Annotated in this window: 9 protein-coding genes; 8 read left to right on the top strand and 1 reads right to left on the bottom strand. The window is 33.6% G+C overall.

Annotated elements, in window-relative coordinates:
- Positions 1 to 147 precede the first annotated feature (147 nt).
- From ACY2V1_RS04315 to ACY2V1_RS04280, 8 genes are all read left to right on the top strand, one after another.
- Complete coding sequence (locus tag ACY2V1_RS04315; RefSeq protein WP_461833568.1) at positions 148 to 486, top strand: c-type cytochrome; 339 nt, start codon at positions 148 to 150, stop codon at positions 484 to 486.
- Between the two features lie 26 nt (positions 487 to 512).
- Positions 513 to 2,264 (top strand): DUF3373 family protein, encoded by a 1,752-nt coding sequence (locus ACY2V1_RS04310; RefSeq protein WP_461833567.1) that lies wholly within the window; start codon positions 513 to 515, stop codon positions 2,262 to 2,264.
- A 66-nt stretch (positions 2,265 to 2,330) separates the two neighbouring features.
- Positions 2,331 to 3,515 (top strand): YeeE/YedE thiosulfate transporter family protein, encoded by a 1,185-nt coding sequence (locus ACY2V1_RS04305; protein WP_461833566.1) that lies wholly within the window; start codon positions 2,331 to 2,333, stop codon positions 3,513 to 3,515.
- Positions 3,516 to 3,774: 259 nt separating this feature from the next.
- Positions 3,775 to 4,932 carry an efflux RND transporter periplasmic adaptor subunit gene (locus ACY2V1_RS04300; protein ID WP_461833565.1) on the top strand — a complete coding sequence of 386 codons (1,158 nt, stop codon included), beginning with the start codon at positions 3,775 to 3,777 and terminating at the stop codon, positions 4,930 to 4,932.
- Positions 4,925 to 8,146, top strand: coding sequence for an efflux RND transporter permease subunit (locus ACY2V1_RS04295; protein ID WP_461833564.1), 3,222 nt, complete (start codon positions 4,925 to 4,927; stop codon positions 8,144 to 8,146). The genes ACY2V1_RS04300 and ACY2V1_RS04295 overlap by 8 nt, the downstream gene beginning before the upstream one ends.
- A 388-nt stretch (positions 8,147 to 8,534) precedes the next feature.
- A complete protein-coding gene (locus ACY2V1_RS04290; protein ID WP_461833563.1) occupies positions 8,535 to 9,893 on the top strand; it encodes a DNRLRE domain-containing protein in 1,359 nt (452 codons plus the stop codon).
- Between the two features lie 10 nt (positions 9,894 to 9,903).
- A complete protein-coding gene (locus tag ACY2V1_RS04285) occupies positions 9,904 to 10,626 on the top strand; it encodes a coiled-coil domain-containing protein (protein WP_461833562.1) in 723 nt (240 codons plus the stop codon).
- Positions 10,627 to 10,642: 16 nt separating this feature from the next.
- Complete coding sequence (locus ACY2V1_RS04280) at positions 10,643 to 13,765, top strand: hypothetical protein (protein WP_461833561.1); 3,123 nt, start codon at positions 10,643 to 10,645, stop codon at positions 13,763 to 13,765.
- Between the two features lie 60 nt (positions 13,766 to 13,825).
- Here the strand turns inward: ACY2V1_RS04280 and ACY2V1_RS04275 are convergent.
- The coding region (locus ACY2V1_RS04275; protein WP_461833560.1) for an HD-GYP domain-containing protein at positions 13,826 to 14,677 on the bottom strand (852 nt) is incomplete at its 5' end.

Here is a 14,677-nt window from a genome sequence, read left to right as displayed (position 1 = left end):
TGCTCTGTCCGGGTTTTCTTATCTTTATTCTCAAAGACCGATGTACTGTAAATGAAAAAGCTCAGATATTTGATATTGACAAATAAAAATATAAAGGGCAATAACGTTAACGAAACACATTATTAAAAACTTTAAGGAGGTATGGTTATGAGGAAATTTTTGTTAATGACCTTGGTTTGTTGTAGTTTTTTGGGTTTTGTCTTTTCTCCTGTTTTTGGTTCAGGTCAATTTACCCCTAATGGTAATCAGAGAAAAGGCAAGTATCTCTACAGAAAGTATTGTAGAAAATGCCACGATGGTTCTTCAGCAAAAGAACTTTCCCCAAGTTCTAAAACCATGGCTGATTGGGAACAGGTCTTTGCAAATTACGAGAATTTAAAGTGCAAGGACGAATGGAATAAGCTAAAACATAAAGATTTAAATGACATTTTCACCTATTTACATGAGCATGCATACGATTCTGCACAACCAGCTACTTGTGGTTAATACACGATAATGGAGGGTTATAATCTATGTTAAAAAAAACAGTTATCCTATTATCTCTTTTCCTATTATTTTTTTCATATGGTTATGCAAAAACAGATACTGAAGAGCTTTTAAAACAGACCCAGGAGCTAAAGTCCCAGTTAAATGAGCTCCAAAAACAGATGTTGCTCCTTCAACAAAAATTAATGGAGACTCAAAAAAAGTTGGAGCAGACCCAAAAACAACAAAAAGTGGCTACCAAAAATGTAGAGACCTTAAAGACCAGGGTAGCAAAAGCGTATAAACACGCAGCTGGTGACAAGGTAAGATTAAGCATATCCCTTGAGCCAAAATTCTGGTCAATACACATGGATGATGTGTATGTAGCTCCACAATCTATGACGGCTCTGTTCTTCAAAAACTATAATCCCGCTAATCCATTTGCAGGAGGACTTAATGGAGCCACCCTGCCCCAGATCCAACAAATATTACAGGGAATGCAACAGGCTGGTATGGTTCCAAAGGCAGATAAGATAGATGTTGACAACGATATTGTTAGGACCCTTAAGTTCAGACTGAGAATGGATTCAACTGTTAACGAACACCTGCGTTTTGCTGGCCGGATGGCTGTGTACAAGGTATGGGGGGATAGCGTAGGTATTAATGTAAATAGAGGTGGAATGCACGATATTACTTTAGATGGCACAGAATCATCCAATCCCCACGGAGATGATGTTAAATTAGAGAGGGCATATTTTGTATATCACAATGAATTTAACAAGATAAAATGGCATTTGTCAGTGGGAAGGAGACCATCCACAGAAGGTCCTCCATTTGAATATAGGGAAAATCTTCCTGATGTTGGAGGATCTCCCCTTGCCACTATTATCAACTGGGAATTTGACGGTGCGTCCCTTGGATTTAACTTTGAGGACCTAACTGGAATACCAGGACTAGCATTTAAGCTCTGTTATGGATCTGGTTTTGAGAGCCAATATGGAACCACCAGTGCATTTGTGAGTCAGCCAGCCTTAGATGATGTTGATCTCTTTGGATTTATTGCAACATTGTATAATGGGTGGGTGGATCCACTTAATATGGACCTCAAGGTTATGCTTAACTATGCATATGCACCTGATATATCTGATGGATTTACAGGTCTAACAGTCATGCCATTTGCTGTGTATAAAGATTCACAAGGGAAATATCATTTTGAGCAAAATACAGGACTCTTTGTAGATAGAGTTGAACCTCAAACTGACATTGGTAAATGGCAGGCTGCTAGTTTGCTCGTTCAAACCAATATGTTAGACGGTGCCCTTGATCTATTTTTGTCTGGCTCATGGACACACACAGAAGCAGAAAGGGTGTCAAAGATACCTCTGTATGAAATGTTGGGATATAGTTTACTCTCCTCCAATGGCAAGTTAAGGGATAGAGATGGATGGGGATTTTACGGTGGTGTTAGGTATAACCTCATGGACTATGGGCTTAAACTTGGTTTTGAATACAACTATGGATCAAAATACTGGTTCCCATTTACAGGCGCTGAAGACAACCTTGTTGCGTCCAAGATTGCAACCAGGGGACATGTATTCGAGCCGTATTTCATAAAATCCCTAATTAATGACCATTTCTTTATCAAGGCAGGTGCCCAGTTCTACAAATATGAGTACTCTGGAAGTGGAAATCCTTTAGGAGAACCAGTTGATGTTGATGACATAACAGGTATGGATGCGCTCTTTCCTGTTATCAAATATATGCAGCAATACTACCTCTCTGTGGTCTATAAATTCTAAAGAAAAAAAGGCGACCTTAACTTGGTCGCCTTTTTTAATAATTCCAAATACAAGGAGAACCACCAAATGGCTGATAATGGATTTTTTAGTTTTGCTAAAAATGAAATAAAACAAGGGTATTCTTTTATATTTGAGCAAAAATGGCCTGCATGGTTGTCAGGTATTTTTCTTGCTATTCTTGCAATTATAATTTTTTTGTGGTGGCATACGTGGGGTATTGCTGGTGGATACAGAAATTGGGGAGATTGGTTTTACTATTTAATTGGTCTATACGACAAACCTCCACAAAAATCTCCCTTAGAAAATGGGATGAGTGTATCCAACATTGGAATTATTTTGGGTGCCTTTGCCTCTGCCCTTTATAGCAAACAATTTAAAATAAACCCTGCACCTAAATGGGAATATTTAAAAGGCATTATTGGCGGCTTCCTTATGGGCATAGGAGCAGCTCTATCTGCTGGATGTAATGTAGGTGCATTTTATTCTGCCCTGGGAATGCTTGATCTAAGCGGATTTATGATGATGATTGGCCTATTTATAGGCGCCTATATTGGACTTAAATACCTTTTGTGGGAGATGGAACATGTAAATATTGGTTCATCTGGCGGTGTTAGCACAAAACAAAATGTAAACTTAGATAAGATAAAGCCTTTCTTTGGTTTTGTTGTAACCGCACTTGTTATTATAGCCTTTTATATCTATTCAAAATTTAACAAGACCCAGATGGGGGGATTGCTTTTCTTTGGATTTTTAATTGGCATAGTTATGCATAGGGGAAGGTTTTGTTTTGCCAATTCATTTAGAGAACCATTTATGACTGGCGACGGCTCAATGATGAGGGCTGTTATGATGAGTCTCATGCTCTATGTTGGAGCAAGCGTTGTGATTAAATGGGCATACATTCAGCCACCTGAAGCAGGGATCTACCATCCATATTTTGGCGCACTTATTGGCGGAACTATCTTTGGGTTCGGTATGCTGTTGGCTGGAGGATGTGCAAGTGGTACCCTGTGGAGAATGGGTGAAGGACATATAAAGCTATGGCTTGCATTTTTCGCATTTACCCTATCAAATTCTCTAACTGGCATGATCATAAAAAAATATGGTCTAAAGAAAATCCTTGGTCACGGTATTTTTGCTCCTAATATACTTGGATGGCCAATCGCATTTGTGCTTTTTATAATTGTATTTCTTTTTGTAATAATCCTTTTAAAGTGGAATGAAGAAACAGATAAATTTGTTGTGTTTTAAAAAATAAAGGGGGATTTAAAATCCCCCTTTTCATAATTTCCTTTCAAATATAAATTCCATCTTATAAACTCATCTCTTGGTATCTTGTCTAGTTCTTAGTGTTAACAAATATCTATAATTCAACTTGTATTTTTTTGTATTCCAAGTTTTTTAATTTTTTGGTAACTTATCTGGAAATCCATTTTTTTTCCAAAAAAACAAATATCTTGAAATTCATGCCAATTTGAGGTTATAAGAATAAAAACACTGGAGTTGTAATATGAAAAAAATAGTATTCTTTTTGATACCAATTGCCTTCATACTGTTTGGTTGTTTTAAAGAAGAGAACATATCCAATAAATCTAACTTAAAAACTATAAAAGGCATAAAAATATCTAAAATTGTTCCAATTAAAATGAGAGAAGAAATAAAATTGAGTGGCTCTGTAATTCCCTGTGAAGGAGCAAAAATATTTTCAAAGGTCATAGGAGAAGTTAAAGATATAAAAATAAAGGAAGGTAGCTTTGTTAAAAAAGATGATCTTTTAATAGATATTGACGATAGACTTTATAAATCAAAACTAAGACAGGCCAGAGCAGCAGTATTAGAAATAAAAAAACACATAAAAGCTGCTGAAAAAAAACTAAATGCAGCAAAAGCCAATTATATACTGGCCAAGAAAACTTACAAGAGGTTCAAAAAATTAAAACAAAAAGAGGTGGTCAGTAAACAAAGGTTTGATGAGGTATTAGCAAATTTTCAAAGTGCTAAATCAATGTATCTCGCTGCAAATGCAGAACTTGAAGCACTTTTAGAAAAACTAAAAATCTCACAGGCCAAAGTGGATGAAGCAAAAACATACCTTGGTTACACAAAAATAAGGGCACCATTTGCTGGAGTAGTAATAAAAAAATTTGTTGATATTGGTGATAGTGTAGCACCATCATCTCCACTTATTGAAGTACAACTAGGTAATAGATATCAAATAAGATGTGAAGTTCCAGAATCATATGTAAATTTTGTTAAACTAAATCAGAGATTAAAGGCAAAGATGTTAAATAAAACAGTTGTTGCCAAAGTCAGTACAATTGTCCCCCTGGGAAATGAGATGAGTAGGTCATATGAGGTAAAGCTGGATATACCTTTATTAGATTTTATAAAACCTGGGATGTTTGCCAGTGTGTTTATTAAGACCTTTGAAAAAAACTTTATTTTTATACCTAAAAGCTCACTAGTATCCCATGGACAAATACAAGGCCTCTATGTTGTAGACAAAAAGGGAAAGATAAATTTCCGTATAATAAGAACAGGACGTATAATAGATAACAAAGTGGAAATTATATCTGGAGTTTTGCCAGGAGAAAAATACATTGAATATCCTAATCCATCTATAGAAGATGGTGCAGTTATTTTAGCTGTGGGTGGAAGAGATGAATAAACAAAATTCGTTAGGTATTGCAGGTAACATTGCAAATTATTTTATAGACTCAAAACTCACCCCACTAATCATTATTGCCTCACTCCTTTTAGGATTACTAACACTATTTGCCTTACCAAGAGAGGAAGATCCCCAGATCATAGTACCTATGATAGATATTTTTGTGGCCATGCCTGGTGCTGATGCAAAGGAGGTTGAGGTCAGGGCAGCCAAACCAATGGAAAAGCTCCTGTGGGAAGTACCTGGAGTTGAATATGTGTACACCACTTCCTATCCAGGATATCTAATGGCTGTTGTAAGATTCTATGTTGGCGAAGATGAAGAAAAATCCATAATCAGGCTGCAGTCTAAGCTACTCGCTAATTATGACAGAATTCCATATGGGGTCTCTCAACCCTTAATCAAACCCAGATACATAGATGATGTGCCAATTTTAAGCCTCACTTTTTGGAGCAGCAGCCAAGACCATTACACATTGAGACGTATTGCAGCTCAGATAGAAGATGAGATAAAAAAACTGGATAATGTATCTTTGACCACATTAATTGGTGGATACAAAAGGCAGATAAAGATCCTCTTAGACCCTGCCAAATTATCTGCATACAACATGGATCCAGTTGAGCTATCTAACATGATATATACATCCAATGTGGCCTCAAACACAGGTGAGATACCCTCAATCAAAGGGGAAATCCTTGTTCATTTAAATGGCTTCTTTAAATCAAAACAAGATGTGGGAAACCTCGTTGTAGGTGCATATAAAGGTAAACCAGTTTATTTAAAGGACGTAGCCACCCTAGAAGATGGACCTGCCGAGCCTGATAATTACGTACTTTTTGGTCTCGGTCCCTCTGCAGAAGATAAATCCATCCCTTCTATATCTACTAGAGAAGGAGTATTTCCAGCAGTAACCCTGAGTATTGCAAAGAGAAAGGGTTCTAATGCTATAGTAGTAGTAAAAGATATATTAAAGGTGGTTGAAACCTTAAAAGGAAAGGTAATTCCAAAGGATGTACATGTAACTGTTACAAGAAATTATGGTGAAACTGCCAAAGAAAAATCAAATGAGCTTTTGTTTCATATGTTTCTTGCTGTTATATCTGTCACCCTACTTATATGGTTTGCCCTTGGATTTAGGGAATCTGGAATCGTTGCCTTAGCAATTCCAGTTACCCTTGCCCTAACTATTGCTGCATTTTATTTCCATGGATACACTTTAAACAGAATCACCCTATTTGCCCTTATTTTTTCAATAGGAATATTGGTTGATGATGCAATTGTTGTAGTTGAAAATATTGCAAGACACTATCGACTACCAGAAAATAAAAACAAGAGTTTTAGAGAAATAGCAATACACGCAGTTAGTGAAGTAGGTAATCCAACTATTTTAGCATCCTTTACTGTTATAGCTGCAATACTTCCAATGGCATTTGTTAGAGGACTTATGGGGCCTTACATGAGACCAATTCCAGTGGGATCCACTGCTGCTATGATATTTTCCATGTTAGTGGCTTTTATGGTAACACCATGGGCATCTTTGCTACTTCTAAAAAAAGACAAGACACCTGCCAAGGAAAAAGAAGATATTACAATGCGTATTTATAGAAAAATAATGGATAAACTTATCCATCATAAAGTATATACGTGGTCTTTTTTAATGGGTATAGTAGTATTACTTATTTTATCTTGTTCTTTGATTTATTTTGGATGGGTAAAAGTAAAGATGTTGCCTTTTGATAATAAAAGTGAATTTCAGATTGTTTTGGACATGCCAGAAAATGCCACCTTAGAAGACACAACTAAAGTTGCTATGGAAATGGGACATTATTTAAAAAATGTTCCAGAAGTTGTGGATTATGAAATATACTCAGGTGTTGCTGCTCCATTTAATTTTAATGGCCTTGTTAGACACTATTATTTAAGGCATGGTGCCAATGTAGCAGATATACAGGTAAATTTAATTGGAAAACACAAAAGGAGTTCCCAGAGCCACGACATTGCAAAGAGGGTTAGACCTCATATTAAAAAAATTGCTGACAAATATGGAGCAAGGGTAAAAGTAGTTGAAGTACCACCTGGTCCTCCTGTGTTATCTACCTTAGTAGCTGAGGTATATGGTCCTGATTACAATACTCAAATTAAAATTGCAAAAAAGGTTAAAGAGATCTTTAAAACCACAGAAGGAGTAGTAGATGTTGATTGGTATGTTGAAGACCAGAGTAAAAAAATAGACATAATACCTGATAAGACCAAGGCAGGTATTCACGGTGTTCCAATATCCAAGATCAATAAAGCCCTTGAGGTCTGCTTAACAGGCAAAAAATTGGGACTTTTGCACCTGCCAAATGAGCTAGAAGATGTGTGTCTTTTTATGAGGATGAAATTTAGCGAACGGACAAAGATTGATAGATTAACATCTATTAAAATAAGAGGGGTTGATGGCTCTTTAATTCCTTTATCTGAGCTTGTTAAGATTAAAGAAGTATCCAGAGAAAAGAGCATCTACCATAAAAACCTTAGGCCAGTTGTATATGTGATAGGAGATGTTGCAGGTAAAAAGGAAAGTCCTGTGTATGCAATCTTAGATATGTATGACAAAATAAACAACATAAAGCTTCCAGACGGATATAAGATAACCCAACTATTTACAAAACTTCCAGACGACAATTCAAAAAGATATTCTTTAAAATGGGATGGTGAATGGCAGGTAACATACGAGGTGTTTAGGGATCTTGGAATCGCATTTGGAATAGTTTTGGTGCTAATTTTTATATTAGTTGTGGGGTGGTTTAGATCCTTTACAACTCCAATAACAATAATGGCGGCGATTCCATTTTCATTAATTGGAATTTTGCCTGCACATGGAATGCTTCACGCCTTTTTCACTGCAACGTCAATGATTGGATTTATTGCTGGAGCTGGAATTGTGGTAAGGAATTCTATTATACTAGTGGACTTTATTGAGCTAAGATTAAAGGAAGGACACCCTTTAGATAAGGCAGTAATAGATGCTGGAGCACTTAGGTTTAGACCCATGTTGCTTACAGCTGCTGCAGTTATAGTTGCAGCATCGGTAATTTTACTAGACCCAATCTTTCAGGGGCTTGCCATCTCCCTAATGTTTGGAGAGATTGCATCTCTACTTATATCCAGAATGGCTGTCCCAATACTGTACTACCTTGATAAGAGATGGGAGTTTGAGCATTCACTATAATAAGGATGAAAATAACTATAAAAAGATTATTTATTTCTGGTCACATGTAATGAAAAAAGGTGTTATGGAAAATTTTAATAAAAATTATATTGCATTTTCAGTAAGTTATTGCAATTATTAAACAATAAAGTTATAAATTAAAAGGGACGGTTTAGTCTAATAAAGGTTGTCTAGGCGGTTATTCAAAAGGGGACCTAAATGGGATCAACGGAAGACTAAATACAGTGTCCATAATTATTTTATGGACGGTTTTGTAATGATGTTTTTTTAGGGTATAAACACATAAAATTAGCTAATTTGTCCCTTAGTGATATAGGTCATTGACATTTTTTTTTGTATATTTTATCTGCTTAATTCAAAACATAATAATTTTTTACGGGGTATTTTTATGAGAAGAAAAATAATAATATTATTATTGGGTATCATCCTTTTATCTGGTAATTATATAATATATGCATCTAATAATCAAAAGATAGACTATTTAATAACTAAATGTATGCAATTTATAATGTTAGATCAATTAGATCAATTAAAGTATTTAATAGATGATACAGATAAAATCCTTTACAAAAAAAATATAAAATTCTTTAAAGATATTTTTAATAAAGGGGAGATTGTGGATTTTTCTATAAAAAAGTTGTCAAAGTCAGGTAATGAATTTGTTGCAATTGTTGAAATTAAATTCATATCTAGCTCAAATAAAAGAATAAATAGTGATTACGTTTTTATAATAAACTCAAGGTATAAGATAAAAGATATTAATAAGTTTAATAAAAACTTAAAACCGCTTAAGAGGATAATATATAAGGAGCATAGAGATAAAGAAAGGATACCTGTTACTCCATCAAAAAATGGAAATAAAAATACTAAATTAACTCAACATAAAGGTTTTATTTCCTTATATCCTTATATTAACAATTTTATAAATATGGATACAAAACAAATTGATTTTACCAAAAAACAAATATCCTATGTGGGATATAGCCGAGATAAGGGTGAGATAGCGATGTTAATTAAGTTCAAACTCCCATCTAAATTGATCAAAAAAGCCATTTTACATTTAAATTTGGACTCATATGAGGGAGGTTCTAGAGTTAAATTGGGGATATATAGGATAACAAACAACTTGAAAGACCTTAGATTTGGAACTTTCAATGCTAAATCTCTCAATAAGATTGTTGTTAAATATTCTACAGAGTGTTATGCCAGATTTATACCTAAGACCTCTTCAGGGTCTATAGATATAGATGTTACAGACCTTATACTTTCTTGGATCTCTGGTGAAAAAAATTATGGCATGATTGTTAAACCTATATCTTATGGTACATATAGATCTTTTTATTTTTTTCATACAATGTATTCTTCAAAAAAAAATCTTAGGCCAAGACTTGATCTCTATTTCTGTAAAAATGAAATGTCAAAAACCACCTTGGATATGACTTCTTCTGTGTTTAGAATTTTTTTAATCAAAAACCTTAAACCTTGTAGAGAAATAAGCCATATGCAAGACAAATTGACAATTAAGGTAAAATATTTAGGTAATAATCAAAAATCTGCTTATCTTTTAATAAATAATAAAGGACTGGGCGTTGGAGTTTATAAAATACCAATATATTTTTCAGGAGAAGGAGAGAAATACTATTATATAAATGCCCCTTTAAATGGTTTTAGACCTGGAAGCTATGAGCTTATTATTTATGATTTAAATAAAAACAAATTAGCAAATTATGAATTCAAGATAAGATAGGGAGGAAATTATGAGAAAAATTTTATTATTAGTAATTATAATCTGGTTTTCTGGGTGTGCTCAGAATATGGATTCAATAAAAAGGGAGAATTTGGAATTAAAATCAAAGGTTGGCATCTTAGAAAAACAGAACAGGGAGTTAGAGAATAAACTCAAAGCTTGTTCTCATTTAAATGAAATTTTAACAAAGGAAAAGCATTATAGTTATAGTGAGCTATACTCTCTTAAAAATGATGTGAGAGCCTTTTTGAGAAAACAGATAAAAGAAATAGAAATGTTATCTAGTAAAAAGATATTGATGGATTATAGGGGAGGAGAGATTATAAAAAGAGATTTTTCAGAAGAAAAGAATGTCACCTATATTTTGTATTCAAAAAAATTCAACAATGGAGATGAAATCAGGGCTATTAAGGGATATTTTGCTGGTCCAACAAGATTTCAACTAAAAATTTTTAGACAGATAGATAAAAATTATTATGTGTGTGTTGGGGAGACTGAGCTATATTCAATAAATGTACAAGGAGTTAAGTTTATACCTCTAAAGAACAAAATTATCCTTGCCAATGGAGATATCGTAGGTTTTTATTTCCCAGAGATATCCAATGTGTTTTTTGATAAAAAAATAGGTTCGTTTGGAGAAATAAAGGGTGAGGTGAATATTGGGAAAAAAATTCCTGTAAAGGATCAACAAGGCCTTTCTATTTCTATCGGGATTATGGGTTATTTCCAATAACATTAGGAGTATTTTTATGAATAAATTAGTTGCTATAATATTTTGTTTTGTGTTTGCAATACAGAATCTGTGTTATGCAGGCACAACACTTACAAATACATTACCACCTCAATTCGATTCTTTTTATGACGATTTTATAAAATATATGGATACAAAGATTGACTCCATCATTAAAGAAAAACAGAAAATAATTGAAGATAAAACCAATAATATACCAGAGTATAAAAAACAATTGGCAAGAGAGGATATAAAGACTCTTAAATTATTAAAAAAGAGGATAAATGACGTAGAAACTGTCCGAAAATTATATGAAAATACCAAAACTGCCTTTGATAATGTGTCTGAATTGTCAAAAAAATGGGAAAATTTGCATTATACACTCCCTCCTACATCTTTTTTCCCTGAAGAAATAGTCATAAAAGATATAGGGAATATGTCCTCTTATTTAGATACCTTAACCAAGGGATATGATTATTACAAAAAAATTGTGGACCTTGGTTCAAAATTAAAAGTAATTGATTCCACGGGATATGATAAGAATACTAGCGAACTTGCCCGGTCTCTTTTGACCTTGGGTACTATTATGTCAGAGTTTGGAGAACAAATTCCTTTAATAGGTAGTTTTTTAAAGGGATATGGAGATATTACTTCTCAATTTGTGGATGTTATTAATGGTCTTAAACAAAAGATAGATAAAAATATTAATCAAGGATGTATTGGTACAGGAAGTGCTCTTATTGGAGATATAAGAAATAAAGCAATGCTGGATCAAGGGTATCATGTGCTTGTATGTAGAGAACCAGGTTTTAGGGATTTGTATGTAAATATTGAAGATCCATCAGATGTATATTTGTGGGATAAAGATGCGTACAGACTTGTGGATGGCAAGAAAAAAAAAGGTAGGTGGTACCATTTAATTGAAGTGGCTCCAGGGGTAAGTAAGCAAGATATGATTAAGGCATATAAAATATATTATAAAAAGGGGGTGAAAAATATAAGTGTTAGAAATATCTTGTATGAAATAAAAAGAGTGGTGGACCTAAAGCCAGAATTAAAATCTATAGGTGTTGCTCCAGGAGAAAAACTCCAACTTAAGGTTAGGGTCATACGTTCCCTTGACGGAAAAGAGGCTACAAATGCATATGTGGACATATATTCTAAAGACAACACCTTAGTTGCACAGGGAAAAAGTGGAGAATGGATGTTTGTGAATGTACCAAAAGCACCTGGCAAATATTTTTTGTACGCAAAACTAGGACCTAATACTAAAAAAATATGGATTTCTTTAAAAGACGCAAAAATAAATTTCTTTGTTGGGACCCCTACCACTGTTCATCTATCTGTATCAAAAACTAAATTAAATAGTAAGTCTCCTGAAGGAATAGACTTACTTGTGAGTGTAAAAGACCTACAAGATCATTTTGTTGAAAGAGGAATTCTTGATGTAAGTACAATTCCTTCTATGATAGGATATTTTAAACCAAAAAATATTTTTATAGATCAGGAACTATCAAATGGAAATATTCATATTCAATGGATTCCATATGGCGATATTCCCAAGGGTAAAATAAAGTTTATTGCAAGATATAAAGGTGTTAATTATGGGGATAACTATCTTTGTCCAAGCCACTTTGAGAGGACTGTCCTTTGTTTTGAATATGTTGACACAAAGACAGAGATAAACAGGACAGTGTTAAAAAATAATCTGTGGGAATTACATCCCCTTGTTTTGGATAACAAGGGAAATGTGTTGACTAATGGAACCATCGAGTTTTTTTGTAGAGATGGAGATCTGAGGATAGAAGAGCAGAATAATTCTGGTGCAAAAGTTTTTAATATCAAATTGGGAAACCCAATATACTGGAAATATCCTGATAACTTAAATTCCACCACACTTATTAGAGCAAAGTTTAAAGGATATTGGGATAAAAAGAAATTTATATATTATATCCCAAGTGAGCGGTTTTTATTACTCCCTGAAATAGAAAAATTGAAAACAAATATTAAAATAAATGATATAAAGAGATTATCCAAGGACAAATGGTCTGTATCTATCAAAGTGCTAGATGAACAAGGCAATTTTGTTAAAAGTGGTTGTATAAAAATACATTCATCGCTTGGCAATATAGATATAGGCGGAAGCATACAGGGATCTGTATGTAATCTAGAGAGACCATTTAGCTTTATATGGACTAAATCAGAGGATAATTTAGATATGAAATCGGAAATAATATTAAAATATTCTGGTGGAATAGATAAATATTTGGAGTATCTTCCTGCTGAAAAGAAGATATTTTTGCCAAAACAATCACTTCTAGATACAGAAATCATCTCCGGTGTAAAAAAAGCAGCAAAAGGTCTTTTTAAATATGAGCTTCAAATTGGGGTAAAAGACTCAAAAGGAAAATTAGTAGAAAAAGGAAAGCTTTTTATTTCAGTGGATAAGGGTAGTTTTTTTCCAGGAAAAAAGGACGTTACTTTTGATCTGTCATATAAGAATCCAATTATTTTGCTATGGCAAGGAAAGGAACATGAGGGGAATATTGTTGTTAGTATAAAATATTCTGGAGATGGCTCAGGAAAAGAAGGAGAAAATTTGATCTATAAAGGGTGTAACAAAATATTTACTATTCAAAATCAAGACACAATAAAGACTTCAATATTTCTACTCACAACAGATGAATTAAATAATATAACAGGACTTAGATTTAAAAAAGTAAAAACCCCTAGGGTTCCAACGCATCTGGATAAGGTCCAAAAATCAGAAGATATTACGGAAGTTGAGAGCAATAGGTTCTGGAATACCAGATGGAAATCTGGAGGTGAAAACAGTATATTATTTAGAGATGCATTATATTTATCTGTGATTTTTTCTTCTGATATTGAGCGGTCCTGGAGTTTATTGGTGCCTCAACTTTATAGCAGATATTCTTCAAGAGGGATTAAGTTGTACAAGCTAAAAATTGGAGATGACTGTCTTTATTATAAACAAAATGACAATGAGTTTTATTTTGTAAGATATAAAGACTTTATGATATTTGTAAGTAGATTTAATGGAACTGATGGAAAAAAAATAATACAAGGTGTGATTAAAAAAATAGATAATAGATATAAACCTAAATTAAAAGGACAAAATTAGTATGCGGGGATGTAACGACTCTGTAACAGGGGATGTAACATAAACTAGGTAAATCCTTTGTTAGTCAAATTCTTCAATATCAACATCTGATTTTATTGGAATTAATACTCTTATGGGTTCTCTAATACCAAACCGTTTTCCAAACTCCTTTAATTTCAAAAGCACTGTCCAATTGGCCTCATGTCCTTTTGCCAAAAGTAATAAACCATTATTGGTTTTTACCTCTTCGCCAAAGATCATTCCAGGGAGTATCTCTTTTAAATATAGTTCTTTGACTTCAAATTTTGCTTCTTCTCCCAGGAATTCTTCCAAGGCCTTCAATACCTTTGGATCATAAACTCCTTTTTGACTAATCATAAATTTATAAACTTCAGCCTTACTCATTCCCCGATTCTGGAATAGGTCAAAATCTAATGCAACTTTGAGGAATCTTCCCCCCAATGGTATATCTTCTCCCTTTATCCCATCCTGGGGCATTCCTTTTCCATTATAACATTTATTCTGATACAATATCATCTGAGATACATCCTCAAGCCTTGGTATATTTTTTAAAAGACTTTGCCCTATTCCTGGATGCATATCGTATAATTGTCTTTCTTCCTCTGTAAGCTTTTTCCCCTTATATATCTTTGTCAAAGTTTCAGAGGACAGGGTAACACATCCTATTTGAGACAACATAGCCGCAAGCTCGTATTTCCAGATATCTTTTACCTTAAAATAAATAGCAAACCATCTAACCAATCTCTTTATACGTGCTCCTCGACCAAATGCCTCTGGATTTGTCAATGAAAGTATATCTGATAAAAGATTGATACTTCCTTTTAAAGTACCATGTAGTAATTCCCTTTCTGCTATAACAAGTTTATATTGTTTAACACATTGACTTAATACTTGTTCCAATAATGTATCCTC

The organism is Desulfothermus sp. (genome assembly GCF_053993635.1).
This window is presented reverse-complemented; position numbering and strand designations above follow the sequence as displayed.